General features: G+C 47.7%; 17 protein-coding genes. 15 read left to right on the top strand and 2 right to left on the bottom strand.

What is annotated here, in order from left to right; all coding sequences use genetic code 11:
* Positions 1–150 precede the first annotated feature (150 nt).
* The 12 genes from HMPREF0581_RS01485 to HMPREF0581_RS01540 all read left to right on the top strand — a co-directional run bounded on the left by HMPREF0581_RS01485 (position 151) and on the right by HMPREF0581_RS01540 (position 9,900).
* Positions 151–573: an RrF2 family transcriptional regulator gene (locus HMPREF0581_RS01485; protein ID WP_009644144.1), complete on the top strand. Its 423-nt coding sequence runs from the start codon at positions 151–153 to the stop codon at positions 571–573.
* Positions 574–695: 122 nt separating this feature from the next.
* On the top strand, positions 696–1,889 hold the full coding sequence (locus tag HMPREF0581_RS01490; protein WP_009644135.1) for a cysteine desulfurase family protein: 1,194 nt from the start codon (positions 696–698) through the stop codon (positions 1,887–1,889).
* Positions 1,876–2,292 (top strand): Fe-S cluster assembly scaffold protein NifU, encoded by a 417-nt coding sequence (nifU, locus tag HMPREF0581_RS01495; protein WP_009644096.1) that lies wholly within the window; start codon positions 1,876–1,878, stop codon positions 2,290–2,292. The genes HMPREF0581_RS01490 and nifU overlap by 14 nt, the downstream gene beginning before the upstream one ends.
* Positions 2,293–2,449: 157 nt before the next feature.
* The gene (locus tag HMPREF0581_RS01500; RefSeq protein ID WP_009644116.1) at positions 2,450–3,688 is read left to right on the top strand and encodes a dihydroorotase; all 1,239 of its coding nucleotides are present in this window, start codon (positions 2,450–2,452) and stop codon (positions 3,686–3,688) included.
* A 1-nt stretch (position 3,689) separates the two neighbouring features.
* A complete protein-coding gene (locus HMPREF0581_RS01505) occupies positions 3,690–4,421 on the top strand; it encodes a dihydroorotate dehydrogenase electron transfer subunit (RefSeq protein WP_009644081.1) in 732 nt (243 codons plus the stop codon).
* Entirely contained in the window at positions 4,406–5,320 is a 915-nt protein-coding gene (locus HMPREF0581_RS01510) for a dihydroorotate dehydrogenase (protein ID WP_036379710.1), read from the top strand. The genes HMPREF0581_RS01505 and HMPREF0581_RS01510 overlap by 16 nt, the downstream gene beginning before the upstream one ends.
* A complete protein-coding gene (pyrF, locus tag HMPREF0581_RS01515) occupies positions 5,321–6,028 on the top strand; it encodes an orotidine-5'-phosphate decarboxylase (protein WP_009644118.1) in 708 nt (235 codons plus the stop codon).
* Positions 6,021–6,647 carry an orotate phosphoribosyltransferase gene (gene pyrE, locus HMPREF0581_RS01520; protein ID WP_009644107.1) on the top strand — a complete coding sequence of 209 codons (627 nt, stop codon included), beginning with the start codon at positions 6,021–6,023 and terminating at the stop codon, positions 6,645–6,647. The genes pyrF and pyrE overlap by 8 nt, the downstream gene beginning before the upstream one ends.
* A complete protein-coding gene (gene pyrB / locus HMPREF0581_RS01525) occupies positions 6,629–7,558 on the top strand; it encodes an aspartate carbamoyltransferase (RefSeq protein ID WP_036379712.1) in 930 nt (309 codons plus the stop codon). Before pyrE ends, pyrB begins: the two co-directional genes overlap by 19 nt.
* Positions 7,558–7,989 carry an aspartate carbamoyltransferase regulatory subunit gene (locus HMPREF0581_RS01530; RefSeq protein ID WP_009644073.1) on the top strand — a complete coding sequence of 144 codons (432 nt, stop codon included), beginning with the start codon at positions 7,558–7,560 and terminating at the stop codon, positions 7,987–7,989. Before pyrB ends, HMPREF0581_RS01530 begins: the two co-directional genes overlap by 1 nt.
* 111 nt (positions 7,990–8,100) lie before the next feature.
* Entirely contained in the window at positions 8,101–9,054 is a 954-nt protein-coding gene (locus HMPREF0581_RS01535) for a 2-hydroxyacid dehydrogenase (protein ID WP_009644053.1), read from the top strand.
* Between the two features lie 54 nt (positions 9,055–9,108).
* Positions 9,109–9,900 (top strand): DUF4352 domain-containing protein, encoded by a 792-nt coding sequence (locus HMPREF0581_RS01540; protein WP_009644058.1) that lies wholly within the window; start codon positions 9,109–9,111, stop codon positions 9,898–9,900.
* Between the two features lie 195 nt (positions 9,901–10,095).
* On the opposite strand, the gene HMPREF0581_RS01545 is transcribed toward HMPREF0581_RS01540, so the two are convergent.
* Positions 10,096–10,623: a nitroreductase family protein gene (locus HMPREF0581_RS01545; RefSeq protein ID WP_009644066.1), complete on the bottom strand. Its 528-nt coding sequence runs from the start codon at positions 10,621–10,623 to the stop codon at positions 10,096–10,098.
* 110 nt (positions 10,624–10,733) lie between these two features.
* Positions 10,734–11,621 carry a DUF2877 domain-containing protein gene (locus HMPREF0581_RS01550; protein WP_009644104.1) on the bottom strand — a complete coding sequence of 296 codons (888 nt, stop codon included), beginning with the start codon at positions 11,619–11,621 and terminating at the stop codon, positions 10,734–10,736.
* A gap of 290 nt (positions 11,622–11,911) precedes the next feature.
* Here HMPREF0581_RS01550 and allB (HMPREF0581_RS01555) point away from each other — a divergent pair, with 290 nt between their 5' ends.
* From allB (HMPREF0581_RS01555) to allB (HMPREF0581_RS01565), 3 genes are all read left to right on the top strand, one after another.
* On the top strand, positions 11,912–13,285 hold the full coding sequence (gene allB, locus HMPREF0581_RS01555) for an allantoinase AllB (RefSeq protein WP_036379718.1): 1,374 nt from the start codon (positions 11,912–11,914) through the stop codon (positions 13,283–13,285).
* A gap of 30 nt (positions 13,286–13,315) precedes the next feature.
* Complete coding sequence (locus HMPREF0581_RS01560; RefSeq protein ID WP_084645303.1) at positions 13,316–14,677, top strand: NCS1 family transporter; 1,362 nt, start codon at positions 13,316–13,318, stop codon at positions 14,675–14,677.
* An 84-nt stretch (positions 14,678–14,761) separates the two neighbouring features.
* Positions 14,762–16,165, top strand: coding sequence for an allantoinase AllB (allB, locus tag HMPREF0581_RS01565; RefSeq protein ID WP_036379721.1), 1,404 nt, complete (start codon positions 14,762–14,764; stop codon positions 16,163–16,165).
* The last annotated feature ends 10 nt before the right edge of the window (positions 16,166–16,175 follow it).

Below are 16,175 nucleotides of genomic sequence, written 5' to 3' on the forward strand. Positions count from 1 at the left end.
CCGGTAGGATGTGACGGGGCCGGTTTTGCTCGGTTTTTTAAACACTAAATTCCTATATGAATAATAGGAAAAGGCTTGATTGGTTGTGTGCAATATGTTATTCTTCTGTTGTAAGGTAAAATACTCAAGATGCAAGGAGAGGAATGGCACATGATTGTTTCAACAAAAGGTCGATACGCTCTTATGGTCATGATTGATCTTGCAAACCACGATAACGGAGGATATATCTCGCTTGCGGACATATCGGAGCGCCAGAAGCTGTCGATGAAGTATTTGGAGAACGTAGTGTCTATGCTCAATAAAGGAGGTCTCCTACGCAGCTTTCGAGGCAAGAAGGGTGGTTACAGGCTGATAAGATCTCCTGAGGATTACAACATAGGGGAGATTCTCCGCATCACCGAGGGCAGTCTTGCTCCGGTTGACTGCATCAAGTCCGGTGAGGTTAATTGCGGCAGAGCTGATTCGTGCGTCACGCTTCCGCTATGGATCGGGCTTGATAAGGTTATCGATGAGTATCTGGACAACATCTCGCTGCAGGATCTGATAAGCGGTAACGTTGACAAGCTGATGTAAGATCAAGACGCGTAGAATCAATGCTGTTCGCAGTCGCTGCTAATTCCTATTGACTTAGTAGGGATTAGAGGTCTATAATAGCGAATGTACAGATGACTAAATTTAACACTGGGGAGGGAGCTATGAAAGTTTACGCAGACAATGCGGCAACAACTTATCTAAACGATGTCGCACTCAATACACTGCTGGATTGTCTCAAGAATTACAACGGCAATCCTAACAGTCTTCATACAGATGGGCAGGTCGCTCAGGAGAAGCTGGATGAATCCAGAGCTAAGGTGGCTGAGGCTATCAACGCTGCCAAGCCTAATGAGATTTACTTCACTTCCGGCGGAAGCGAAGCAGACAACCAGGCACTGATTTCGGCAGCTCGCGGTCTTGTTAAGAAGGGCAAGAAGCACTTGATTTCGCTCAACATCGAGCATCATGCTATCCTTCACACTTTGGCAAAACTGGAGAAGGAAGGCTTTGAGGTTACACTGCTTAAGCCACAGCCTAACGGCATCGTAGATGTCAAAGATGTGGAGAATGCAATCAGAGAGGATACAGCACTCGTATCCATTATGTTTGCTAACAATGAGATGGGAGCGATTCAGCCAATTGCAGAGATCGGAAAGCTGTGCCATGATAAGAGGGTTTTGTTCCACACAGATGCAGTTCAGGCAGTAGCACACCTGCCGATAGATGTACAGGCAATGAACATTGATATGTTATCTATGTCAGCACACAAGTTCCACGGACCTAAGGGTGTTGGGGCTCTCTATGCCAGGAACGGCATCAGACTTATCAACGTAATCGAAGGCGGAGCTCAGGAGAGAGGCAAGAGAGCCGGTACAGTTAACGTTCCGGGCAACGCCGCCCTCGCTGCTGCACTGGAGGATGGAGTTCTCCATATGGAGGAGAATGCTCGCAAGACGGCTGCGCTGAGAGACCGACTTATTAAGGGCTTGTCAGATATTCCTTATTCGCAGCTAAACGGCGACCCTGTAAAGAGACTCCCCGGAAATGTAAATTACTCGTTTGAAGGAGTTGAGGGAGAGTCGTTGCTGCTCGCTCTGGACATGTATGGCATCGAGTGTTCGTCCGGTTCCGCTTGTACAAGCGAATCGCTCGACCCGAGCCACGTTCTGGTAGGAATGGGAGTTCCTGTAGAGGCAGCTCACGGATCGCTCAGATTCAGCCTCAATGAGGAGAACACAGAGGAGCAGGTTGATTACATCATAGAGAAGGTTCACGAAGTGGTTGAGCACTACAGAAAGCTATCGCCATTCTGGGACGAACTGGAGAAGGGAGAGAGAGAACATGTTATACAGTGAAAAGGTGATGGATCATTTTCAGAATCCAAGAAACGTTGGTGAAATAGAGAACGCAGACGGCATCGGTGAGGTTGGCAACCCAACATGTGGTGATATCATGAGAATGTACCTCAAGATTGATAACGATATTATCACAGATGTTAAGTTCAAAACATTCGGATGCGGATCTGCAATTGCATCAAGCTCGATGGCTACAGAGATGATCAAGGGCAAGAACATCAAGGAAGCTCTTGATTTGTCCAACAAAGCTGTAGTCGAGGCTCTTGACGGACTTCCGGCAAGAAAGATTCACTGTTCAGTACTGGCTGAGGAGGCAATCAAGTCCGCACTGGTAGACTATTACGAGAAGAACGGTCTTGAACTTCCACCGGAGATTAAGGACTTTGAGCCGACTGAGGAATAGTGATATATTGCCGCAAGGAAAGTGACAATATAATATTAACAGCAAAAATTTGCAGGGGATTTTAACACACCTTCACATAGTGTGAACCAAAAATGTTATACTACTACCGATTAATGCAGAGTTTATCTGAGGAGGAAATAACATAATTGGAGGGACTATGACTACTGCAATTAAAGGCGGAAAGATTTATAAAGCTGGTGAATTCGTACCTAACGAATTGCTTGTAGTTGATGCTCCTGAGAAGGCCGGTCTGAGATCCGAAACCGGTAGTGATTTTGATTTCAAAAGAGTTATCAATGCTGATAACTCTTTTATTTTGCCATCATTCTGTGATGTGCATGTTCATTTTCGCGAACCGGGTCAGTCGTACAAGGAGACTATCAGCACAGGCAGCATGGCGGCAGCGCACGGCGGCTATACGACAGTGTGTACAATGCCTAACCTGAAGCCGGCTCCATCGACGATGGACACTCTTAGAGTCCAGCTTGAACTAATCGAAAAGGACGCTGTTATCGAGGTTGTTCCATACGGAACTATAACCATGGAGCAAAGCGGCAGGGGCAAGCTTTCCGACATGAAGGCACTGGCACCTCATGTGTGTGCTTTCTCTGATGACGGCAGAGGTGTTCAGGCAGATGGACTAATGCGTGAGGCAATGTATCAAGCCAAGGAGCTCGGCAAACTGATAGTTGCCCACTGCGAGGATGAGTCACTGCTTAATGAAGGCAAGGTCAGAGAGAGCGAGTGGAAGCAGATTGAGAGGGATCTCAAGCTCGCTGATGAGACCGGGGCAGGTTATCATGTATGCCATATTTCCTGCAAAGAAAGTGTCGAGGTCATCAGAGATGCCAAGAAAAGTGGGGTTGATGTGACCTGCGAGACTGCGCCACACTATCTGATATTTGATACAAGCGACGTTGAGGATTACATAGCCAGATGTCCGGAATACGGCGGCAGATTCAAGATGAATCCGCCAATCAAGGACAAGGCAGACAGAGAATCACTGATTGCAGGCGTGCTGGACGGAACAGTGGATATGATAGCAACTGATCATGCACCGCACAGTGCCGAGGAGAAACGCCGTGGATTTGCCAATAGTTCCAACGGAATCACGGGTTTGGAATGTGCATTTCCTGCACTTTACACATACTTGGTTAAGACTGGTGTAATGAGCCTGGAGCATCTGTTGCACATGATGTCCGTTGCACCAAGAGAGAGGTTTGGCCTCAAACAAAACGGCTGGACCATGGTGGATTTAGAACATACCTACAGGGTAGACAGCGAGGACTTCCGCTCTATGGGAAAGTGTACGCCTTTCTATGGACATATACTGAATGGCAAGGTGCAGATGGTGATAATGGAAGGCAACACAGTATACGAGAATTTGGAGAGATAAAATGCGCGATTTACGAAGCGAAATCCTTGAGAACAAACAGCTCGCCGATGGAATATACAAGATGACTCTCGAAACTCCAAAGTCCGAGTTCGCTAAACCCGGGCAGTTTGCCATGGTTGAGGTTCCTGAAAAGTTCCTCAGGAGACCGATCTCTGTCAGCAGCTACGATAGCGACAGGTACACGCTTATATACAAGGTTGTAGGCGGAGGGACCGAGATTCTGAGCAAGATGGAGCAGGGTGAACACGTCAGGAGTATCACGGGGCTGGGGAATGGATACAATATCGATGATATCACTGATGGAGCATATATAATCGGTGGCGGGATAGGTATCCCGCCCATGCTCGGACTGCTAAAGACAATGGTTATGTCAGGCAAGTCCTGTAAGGTTATACTGGGCTATAATTCCGCTGATGAGATGTTTATGTTTGATGATTTTCAACAGCTTGCCGATGATATAACGGTAATGACGGCGGATGGATCATATGGGCAAAAGGGCTTCGTAACCGATGCTTTTAGCAGTTGTGAGTATGCTTGTGCCTGCGGACCGCTTCCGATGCTGCGGGCATTGGATCACAAGGTTGAGCATGGCCAGTTCAGCCTTGAGGCGCGCATGGGTTGCGGTTTTGGTGCCTGCATGGGATGTTCGATTAGAACAACGGATGGAAGCCGCAGAGTGTGTAAGGAGGGACCGGTATTTGATAAGGAGGTTCTAAAATGGGAAAAACTGTAACCAGGGTTAGTCTGGCCGGAATCGAACTCAAAAATCCGGTAATGCCGGCAAGCGGCACCTTTGGATACGGTCAGGAGTACAAGGATCTGTTTGATCTCAACGTGCTGGGTGGAGTTGTAACCAAGAGCGTTACGAGGGAGCTCAGATATGGCAACAATTTGCCGCGTATTGCAGAGTGCACGAGCGGTATGCTCAACTCGATAGGACTCCAGAATCCTGGCATTGACCACGTTGTCGAGGTGGATTTGCCTGCCCTCAAGGAAATTTATCAGGGTCCGCTCATTGTAAATATCAGTGGGTTCAGCACCGAAGAGTTTGCTGAGGTTGCGTCCAAGATCGACGCGTCGGGATATGCCGATATCCTCGAGGTAAATATCAGCTGCCCTAATGTAGAGCATGGCGGATCTGCATTTGGAGCTGATCCGAAAGCTTCGGAGCGAATCACGAGAGCCGTGAGAGCTGTTACTAAGCTGCCTGTTTTTATGAAGCTTACACCTAATGTTACAGATGTAACCGAGATAGCAAGGGCTTGCGCAGCCGGTGGTGCAGATGGAATCAGCATGATCAACAACTTCAAGGCTATGCGAATCGATCTCAGCACCGGGACAACGGTGACTGCCATGAAATACGCAGGTCTGTCCGGACCTGCAATCAGGCCTATCGCACAGCGCATGGTAAATGAAGTGTTTCACGCAGTAAAGCTTCCGATTATCGGTATTGGCGGTATCCGGACGGCTGATGACGTGCTTGAAATGATTATGTCGGGGGCTACGGCTATCGAGATTGGTTCGGCCAATCTGATCGATCCATGGACGATGCCTCGCATAATCAGCGAGCTGCAGCCGAGGATGGACGAGCTTGGGATCAAGAGTTTGGAAGAGATAAGAGGGGTGGTATAGATGAAGCCGGAGATAATAATTGCACTCGATTTTCCGACTGGCAAAAAGGCACTTTCGTTCCTTGATCTGTTTGAAGGAGAGCAGCTCTATGTCAAGGTGGGCATGGAGCTTTTCTACAGCGAGGGACCTTCGATTGTCAGAGCAATAAAGGCTGGAGGCCACAAGGTTTTCCTCGACCTCAAGCTTCACGATATTCCGAATACAGTTAAGAGTTCTATGAAGGTGCTCGCTTCGGTTGGTGCTGATATGGTTAACGTGCATGCTGCAGGTGGAATCAGGATGATGAAGGCTGCTGTAGAGGGACTGGAGGATGGCTCAACCGGTGCAGCGAGACCTGAGATTATCGCCGTAACTCAGTTGACTTCAACTGATCAGGAAACTATGAACAGCGAGCTCAAGATCAACGGAGAACTCAGGGATGTCGTGCTCGCATACGCTAGAAATGCTCAAGAAGCAGGCTTAGACGGTGTGGTATGCTCGGCGTGGGAGTCTGAAGAGATTCACGCAGGGACTTCAGACAGCTTCATAACCGTCACACCCGGCATCAGACTTTTGGGAGATGCCAAGGGCGATCAGAGCAGAGTTGCAACACCTGCGAGAGCAAAGGAAATGGGATCAGATTATCTGGTGATTGGCAGGAGCATTACCAAGGCGGATGACCCTGTTAAAGCATATAGAATATGTATGGAGGAGATTAATAATGACTAATTCGGACAGCAAGTCTAAGCAGATTGCAGAGGGACTGCTCGGGATCAAGGCGGTATTCCTGAGACCGAACGATCCGTTTACATGGGCGAGTGGAATCAAGAGCCCAATCTACTGTGATAACAGACTTACACTCACTGCACCGGAGGTGAGGGATGTCATTGAGCACGAGATGGCAAGAGTGATTGAGGAAAAGTATCCTGAGTGCGATGTTGTCATGGGTACAAGCACGGCCGGAATTGCTCATGCTGCAATCTCTGCGCACATCCTAGGCAAGCCAATGGGATATGTCAGAAGCAGTTCCAAGACTCATGGACGTAACAACAGAATCGAGGGAAAGCTCGAGGTGGGCGAGAAGGTTGTGGTTGTTGAGGATTTGATTTCAACAGGCGGATCCTCAATTGAGGTTGTAGAAGCTCTACGCGAGGCCGGTGCCGAGGTGCTTGGCGTAATCAGCATATTTACCTATGAGACTGCCAAGGCAGACAAGAACTTCGAAGCAGCCGGTGTTGAGAAGCTCAGCCTGTGCACAATCAGTGAGCTGATGGAGACAGCTGTAGCGGAAGAGTACGTAACAAGCGAAGAAGGAAAGGGAATAATCGAATGGCTAAGAGAGATTTAATTAACATTACTGATCTCAACATTGATGAACTCGATAAGCTGCTGGCGCTGGCCAACGACATCATAGAGTCGCCTGAGAAATACCGGGACAAGTGCACACATAAGACGCTGGCAACTCTATTCTATGAGCCGAGCACTCGTACCAGACTCAGCTTTGAGTCTGCGATGTATGGGCTGGGCGGCAATGTAATCGGCTTTTCTGATGCCAATTCCTCATCAGCTTCTAAGGGAGAAACCGTGAGTGATACTACGAGGGTAATGGAGTGTCTGGCAGATATAATTGCAATGAGACATCCTAAGGAAGGTGCGGCCCTTGTCGCTGCAAATTCCTGCAACATACCGATTATAAATGCGGGTGACGGAGGCCATATGCATCCATCGCAGACTCTCACCGATCTGCTGACGATTTTACGTAACAAGGGGCGCCTCAAGAATTTCAGGATTGGATTTTGCGGGGATCTAAAGTTCGGCAGAACTGTGCATTCACTCATACTTGCTCTACTCAGATATGAGGGGATCGAGTTTGTGCTGATCTCGCCCGAGGAACTGAAGCTTCCATCATACAACAAAAACGCTATGGATGAAGCAGGCGCAAAATGGATTGAGACTGCTTCTTTGGAGTATGCGCTTCCGGATCTCGATGTTCTGTACATGACAAGAGTGCAGAAGGAGAGGTTCTTCAATGAAGAGGATTATGTAAGACTGAAGGACACATATATCCTCGATGAGCAGAAGCTGGAATCCGCCAAGGACGACTTGGTTATCATGCATCCGCTGCCTAGAGTAAACGAGATTTCCGTCGAAGTGGATAATGATCCAAGAGCAAAGTACTTCGATCAGGTTAAAAACGGCAGATACGTGAGAATGGCGCTTATTCTCATGCTGCTGGGTATTGAAGGAGGTCTGAGATAATGAATATTGATGGTGTAACAACCGGTATTGTACTGGATCATATCGCTGCCGGTAAATCCATGCTTATATATAATCTGCTTCGACTCGACAAGCTGGACTGCAGCGTTGCGATTATCCAGAATGCGAAGAGCGGTAAATATGGTAAAAAGGATATAATCAAGATCGATCAGATTATCGATCTGGATTTCGACTTAATTGGCTTTGTAGATCCCCATATTACGGTCAATATTATCAAGAACAGCAGTCTCCATTCCAAAAAGCATATGAAACTGCCTGAACAGCTTATGAACGTAATAGAGTGCAGGAATCCACGCTGTATCACGTCCACAGAGCGTGGCATAGAGCAGAGATTTAGACTTGATGATCCTAAAAAGAGAATTTACAGATGTGAATATTGTGATACAGTTCATCAGGGCGGTATTAAATTCTAAAGCTTGTTCCGGCGCCGGTAACGTTCGGAATATCAGTGTAGGCATGAGCTAAACTGCATCACGATGTGCTATAATAGCACTTAATATACAGATAATTTTCTAGGGGGACTAATGATGAAGATCATTCTTTTGGAGCCACTTGGCATTTCCGAGGATACCCTGCAGAGGCTTTCGAGCACTCTCACCGAGCAGGGACATATTTTTAAGGCATACGACAGTGTAGCAACTGATACAGATGAGCTGATACAGAGAGCAGAGAACGCAGATGTCCTGATTATTGCTAATCATCCGCTGCCCGGTGATGTTATCAGAGCCGATCAAAGCCTTAAACTCGTATCAGTTGCGTTTGTCGGCATAGACCATGTTGATGTAGAGGCTTGTAAGGAGAAAGGCGTGCTCATCTCTAACACAGGTGGGTATTGCGACGATGCGGTTGCAGAGCTTGCAATAGGTCTGACTCTGGACTGCCTCAGAAATATCACAGAGTGCGATGCCGCAGTACAGGCAGGCCATGGCAAGGGAAGCCTCGCAGGTCACGAATTAGCCGGTAAGACAGTCGGAATCGTGGGCACAGGTGCAATCGGCCTGCGGGCGGCTTCAATTTTCAAGGCATTTGGATGCAAGCTCATCGGATATAACAGAAGTGAGAAGACAGCAGCCAAGGCTCTGGGACTCGAATACATGTCACTTCTCGACGTTATGGCAAATGCGGATATCATCTCTGTTCATACTCCGCTCACCGCCGAGACTAAAGGGCTGATCGGAGAGAAGGAAATTGCCGCAATGAAGCATGGTGCTATCATCATCAATACAGCCAGAGGGCCGGTTATAGAGACCGAGGTGCTTGCAAGGGCTCTCAGAGAGGGCAAAATAAAAGCCGGACTTGACGTATTTGAAAATGATCCGCCACTGCCGGCAAATCACCCGCTAATCGACGCACCTAATCTCGTATGCACTCCACACGTAGGATTCGATACCATAGAGTCAATTGATAGGCGTGCTGAGATGGTGTTTGAGAATGTAACAGCCTGGATGGGTGGTAATCAGATTAGAAAGATGCTCTAAGCGAGGCGTAGTCGCTTAAATTCGTCGGAACCTGGCGTTCCGCAGGAGGTGCTCATGTCGGTCATAAGTAGACGCTCAATCAAGGTGCCGTTTGTGGCATTGCTGATAGTGGTATTTGGATTTGCCCTGGCAGGTTGCTCATCCGATCTGCGCGAATCTGATATAAATGATTTGTATGCCCACCCGGAGGATTACAAGGGTAGAAGGATTGCGAATCTCACGATGCAGGTTGTCGGAGTGGACAAGAAGGACGGGGAGGTGCAGCTTCGGGCCTTTGAGAATATTCGCAAGACTGAGCATCCGACGCTTGTAATTGTTAAAGATGCAGATGTGGATTATCAAGAGTATGAATTTATCAAGGTCAAGGGTAAGGTTGCGGGCAAGGTGAAGGTAAAGGACGAAAGCGGCAGTAACGTGACTGCCGTGCAAATTCAAGCTGAAAAGATTTCCAAGATCAAGTCAACCGATGCTTTCCCGGCTGAAGACACCGTGAGAGTCGATTCGATGATCAAGAAGAATGGTGTAACTGCAACCATAAAGAAAATAGATTTTACAAAGGAGTCCACGAGGGTATATCTGTCAATCAAGAACAGAACTGACAAGCGGGTTGAGGTATATCCCGATCAGAGTCTGATAGAACAGGATAGCAAAGACTACGAGGCAGATATGGGCAACTACTTCTATGAGGATGTCCAGCTTAGCAACACCGTAAAAGCCGGAGAGACGATCACCGGAGTGGTGGTATTTGAGAGAATTGATCCTAACCTGCCATTTACCTTTGCGTTTGAAGGTGCCGATCACAAACATAGCGAGTTTGAGATATCATTTAACTTTGCAAAACAGTAAGCTGTCGTCACGGCGATATCAGCAGGGTAGAGGCAGTATGCTTAACTCAGAGTACATAGCCGTTTGAGAAGCCCCCTCATGCGAACTATCAACAAACAACAAATTAGCAACTATAGCAAAAGCATCCGCACTCAGTGAACAGCTGAATGCGGATACTTTTGTGTTATTAGCTGTGGCGTTGTGTCATATTGGTATCTACCACTGTTCGCTGTGAACCTTGTCACAAGGGAAGCTTGGCAGCTTCTGCGCCTCCGGCTGCTCGTCGATGTGTCCGAGGACCAGCAGCGCTTCGAGCTTCATATTTGCAGGAGCCTTAAGTCTGGCGTTGACAAATTCTTCAGAGCTTACACCGTCCTGGTTGGATGGACGAAGTCGTAGCTGCAGCCAAACGCTGCCTAGACCCTGTTCAGCGGCAGCGAGCAGCATATAGCTCATTGCGATGGAACTATCCTCAATATATGTATCTGTCTTGTCAGAATCCGAATAAACCGCAACAGCGACATTCGCAGTCTCAAGCATCTTAGCTCCACCCTTTCGGCTGTTAACGAGCTCCTTGAGTGTGTCCTTGTTCTTAATGACTACAAACTCCCATGGTCGTAATCCCTTGCCGTTAGGGGCAAGGAGCGCGGCTGACAGAACTTCGTTCAGCTCCTCGTCTGTAACAGGCTGTGTGTTGTACTTACGAACGCTGCGGCGATTCTGCATAGTGTTTAATAAACCCATCTCAATACTTCCTTTCACATTAATTGACTACATTGTAACATGAATGTTAAAAAATGATTGAATAATTGCAAAATAAATTCAAAAACAGCATAAATTTTATGATTTGTAATTTAATCTGCTTTTCGAGTCAAGTATTCCAGACTCCACCATATCCCGGTCAACGTATCGATACCCGATGAATGGCCGATAGCCAAGAAATCCTTCGTCAGCTTATCGACAGCTTCTGCACCTGTGCACAATTCATCATACAGCGTAATTACCGGTACACTGAACTGGCTAGCGAGTGCACATTTTATAAAGGCTCTGCTTATTTCGTTTGTGTTATCGAGATTATCGGTTATTGCAGCCCTCACCGACTCCATCAGCTTATGATTGAAGCGAGCTGGGAGCGCGGCAAATGTTGACAGCATTCCGGTGAGGAAATCATCTCCGCCGGGTGTCAGGCCGGAACCGAGACCTATCAGCGATGTCAGTGCATTTCCCGAAGAAGCGGTGTCACCGGATTTTAGAGATGAAACCGCATCCGTGAGCTTGTCCTTTGCATATGACAGAACAAAATCGTCCGGAGCACCAGCCGGATCAGTCAAGAAAGAGAACCCGCCGCGATTTGTGTTCTCGATCATGTGTTTAACAGTGGATTTTAGATCCTCTTTGTGATTGTGCTTAATTAAATACCCGTCATAAATGCAGGTCGGAGCATCAAAAGAGATAGTAGCTTTTCCGACAGTCAGATTGTTGGATCGGAGCGTGACAGCATCTCCGTCGTGAACTCCGATGGCGTGTATTTCGGCTTCGTTAATCGGAAGTATGACGCTTATCGGCGATACAGGAGAATCCTGTATTTGCAAAGCCAATAGCTGATTATCGAGCATTAGATTAATTGTTCTCTCATAGACTGAGTGCACGTATAGATCGAGTTCACTCGGATCACCCCGAGATGCCAGCGACTCCAGCTTATTCAATACATATAGCGAAGTTTGTTTTACTTTTATCATCATTCATCCTCTTCGTGGCTATGTTATCATCATGTATAACAAAAATCAAAATGCGTTTTTAGATAATTCGACAACAATAAAATTTTTTAATCAATAAAAAGGTTTCAATCTATTTTTTACAGGGCTTAGAAATATTGAAGAATACCATTCAGTAATGTACTATAAGATTTATGAAAGGAGTTGAAATTGGTTGACCGATTTTATTAAGAAATTTATTAACCATGAAACTGTTTCATAAAGATTCTTAAGCTTCTACACATTTGATCGTAAAGGGTCATAGGAAGGGAGATTATATGTATGATTTACTGATTAAGAATGGACAGGTTGTTACACCCGAGCTCATTCAGGAGGCAAACATTGCTGTCAAGGATGGCAAGATTGCAGCAATTCTATCCAAGGATGACGAGCCGAAGGCTGCGAAGGTTATCGATGCAGCCGATAAGCAGGTCTTCCCCGGAGCAATTGATACCCACGCACATCTTAACGATCCGGGATATGAGTGGAGAGAGGACTACGAGCACGGAACTGCAGCTGCTGTAGTTGGCGGATATACAACTGTTATCGACATGCCTCTTCAGAACGAGCCGGCTCTGACAACACCGGAGATTTTCGACGCCAAGCTGGCTAAGGTTCAGCCAAATGCATATTCCGATTTCGCATTCTGGGGAGGACTTGTTCCGGGCAACCTCGATCAGCTCCGGGGGCTCGACGAGAGAGGCGTTATAGCTTTCAAGTCATTCCTCGGACCTGTATCGCCTGACTACTCACCGCTGACATATGGACAGGCATATCAGGCAATGAAGATTATCAGGGAATTTGGCGGAATGGCCGGATTCCATTGTGAGGATTTTGCGATGATTAAGGAAGGTGAGAAGGCTCAGAAGGAAGCCGGCAACCTCAGCTGGAGAGGCTTCCTCGATTCCAGAACACCTGCTTCTGAAATCGTAGCAACAGAGACTGTTGTGGAGATTGCTAAAGAGCTGGAGTGCCGTGCACACGTCTGCCACGTCAGCCACCCGGGTGCGGCTGAAAAGGTATATGAGGCACAGTGCGAAGGATATGAGGTGTCAGCTGAGACTTGCGGACATTACCTCGCTTTTACGGAGGACGATGTGCTGGAGCATGGGGCGCTGTTTAAGTGCGCGCCACCTCTCAGAACTAAGGATGATGTAGAGGCAATGTGGGAGTATGTCGAAGAAGGAGTATTTTCCGGACTAGCATCAGACCACTCGCCCTGCACATACGATGAGAAGAACAATGAAATTCTCGGACAGAAGATTGAGAATGTGTTTGACGTATGGGGCGGAATCAGCGGTATCCAGAGCTGCGTTCAGGCAATCTACTCGGAGGGAGTGGTAAAGCGCGGTGTAGATCCTCGTGTTCTTGCCAACGCCTGGGCTAAGCTGCCGGCTGAGACATTCCATATCTACGGTAGGAAGGGCGACATCAAGGTAGGCTTTGACGCTGATATCGTCATAATTGATCCGGAGAGAGAATGGGAGATCACCGCGGATTCTCTATACTATGTAAACAAGATTTCCGCATTTGTCGGAATGAAGGGCAAAGGCTTCCCTGTAGTTACCCTCGTTCGAGGTGAGCTGATGGCGGAAGACGGCAAGCTTGTAGGCCTGAAGGGCAAAGGCGAGCTGATTAAGAGACTATTCTAAACGAAATTATTTTAAAGGAGAAAAATTTTAATGAGCATTGTAGATAACAAGGTGCTCGATCCTAAGCTTGCGGCTGATGTCAATGAAGACCTACAGCCTACCAAGACACGTATCATGGGATCGCTATCTTACACAGCATCGTTCCTTGGCGGCTGTGTATCCATCGGAACATTCTCGATGGGTTCTGCACTGATTGGAGTGCTGACAATCACTCAGGCTATCCTGGCTATGGCTATCGGATGCCTCGTAATCGCTATCGCATTAGTCCTGATCGGTAACGCAGGCCACAAGTATGGTATGCCGTACGTAGTTCAGCTGAGATCCAGCTTCGGTACTGCCGGTGTCAAGATCCCCGGTGTACTGAGAGGTCTGCCGGCTATCGTATGGTTCGGATTCCAGTCATGGGTCGGAGCGGGCGCTATCAACAGCTGCTTCAAGATTCTGTGGGGAATTAACAACCTGCCGGTGGTTTTCGGTCTTTTCACACTTCTCCAGGTTGCCCTTGCGATCAAGGGCTTCCACGGAATCAAGTGGCTCGAGAACTTCTCTTGCGTATTCATCGTGGTAATTCTTGCTTATATGCTATACGTAGTTAAGACTAAGTTCGCAGTAGATATCAGCGCTTCATTTGCCGGGGTAAAGGGAACATGGGGAATGCCTTTCTGGGCTGCTACAACATCCTTCCTCGGAATCTATTCCACGATGATTATCAACGCTTCCGACTACTCGAGAAATCTCAAGGAGAACATCAAGCCGGTTAAGACCGGTTCGATTTACACGATTGCTATCCTGCCCGTAACGCTGTTCATGGGACTTATCGGACTTCTCGTTACAGCAGCAACAGGAAATTCGGATCCTGTAGTTGTGTTCTCGACTACAATGGGCAGCAAGTTCCTTACAGTCGTAACTCTAGTATTCATCGCATTTGCTCAGGTTACAACCAACGTACTCAACAATATCGTTCCACCGGCTTACGTGTTGATGGAGTCCTTCAAAATGAAGTGGTCGCATGCGACAGTGCTCGTAGGCATCCTCTCGGTATGCGTAATGCCGTGGAAGCTTGTAACAGCGGATTCCGCTGCAGGACTTTCGCTGTTCACAAAGGTGTACTCGGCATTCCTGGGGCCTATCTTCGCAGTAATGGTTGTTGACTACTATCTGCTGCGCAAGAGTACACTGGATGTAAACGCGCTATATGACAAGCTGGGACCTTTCAGGGGTGTCAACTGGGCGGCAATCATCTCAATCGCAGCAGGAGCCCTGGTATCGGTATTTGTAGTAGATCTGTCATGGTACGTCAGCCTCATTCCAACGGGTGTTGTATACTACCTGCTCATGAAGTACCTGCCGGCGTCCGGGAACTTCAGAATTGGAACTATATTTGAAGACTAATCAAAAAATTAATCTATACATTATCAGGCAGAGAGCTGCGACTTGCACTCCCTGCTCTGTGTAAATAATAAGGAGGAATTAGACATGTATGATCTAATTATCAAGAACGGTAAGCTGGTTACCCCTGATCGTATTTATGAAGCGGACATAGCTGTACAGGATGGCAAATATGCTGCATTCCTGGCTCCCGGATCAGATGCGGAAGCAGAGAAAGTCATCGATGCAAAGGGTAATCTGGTATACCCGGGAATTATCGACTGCCACGCTCACCTCAATGAGCCGGGATTCGACTACCGGGAGGATTTTGAGACAGGGTCAAGAGCTGCTGCAGTTGCAGGCTGCACAACACTGATCGATATGCCTCTTAACAATGATCCTTCGCTCATGAACAAGGAAATCTTTGACCTCAAGATGAGCAGGATCAGCAAACACTCGTACATCGACTTCGGTCTATGGGGTGGAATTGTAGGAGATTTCGATGACAATCCTGATTCGGTACATAACAACCTCGCTGATCTCGAGGACCTCGAGCAGGCAGGTGTTGCTGCATTTAAAGGCTTCACTTGCCCTAACGGACCGCTGTTCCCTACAGTTAACATGGGTAACGTTCGTGAGGCTCTCGAAATCCTGAGGCCGTACAACGCGCTCTGCGGATTTCACTGCGAGGAGTATGGTCAGGTTCTGGAGAGAGAGAAGAAGGCTAAGGCTATGTCCGGTCGGTCAGGACGGGAAAAGATCAGAGCGTTCCTGGATTCCCACGATGTATGGACAGAGTACGTAGCAACTAAGAATGTAATCGACATGGCTAGAGCTACGGGCGGAAGAGTTCACATCTGCCACGTAAGCCATCCAATGGTTGCACAGGTTGTAAAGGAAGCTCAGCACGAGGGACTTCCTATCACAGCCGAGACTTGCCCACACTACCTCGGATTCTCTGAGGACTTCGTATTTGAGAAAGGTGGTCCGGCTAAGTGTACACCTCCTCTAAGAACCAAGGAAGACGTAGAGAAGCTGTGGGATTACGTCCTTGACGGAACTCTATCATGCGTTGGTAGTGACCACTCACCTGCTGCAGACGAGGAGAAGGACAACGAAACAAGAGACATTTGGCAGGCCTGGGGCGGACTTAACGCCATCCAGTTCTTCCTGCCAATGATGTTCGACATGGTTGTACATCAGAAGAAGCTGAGCCCAAGCCTGATTGCTCGGGTTATGGATTACAATCCTGCCAAGGTATTTGGATTCTACGGACAGAAGGGTGCATTTGAAATCGGCTTTGATGCCGATGCTGTAATCGTCGATCCGGAGAAGGCGTGGAAGGTTGATCAGACTAAGCTGTTCACCAAGGGACACGTAACGTGCTTCGACGGTCTGGAAGGAAAGGGCTCTCCAACATGCACTGTTATCCGCGGGCACGTTGTAGCTAAGGACGGTATGTACCTCGAAGAGGCTAAGGGCTATGGAGAGTATGTAACGCCTGTTAAGTAATAGTTGCTGA

Source organism: Mogibacterium timidum ATCC 33093 (assembly GCF_000525775.1).
Lineage (GTDB): Bacteria > Bacillota > Clostridia > Peptostreptococcales > Anaerovoracaceae > Mogibacterium > Mogibacterium timidum.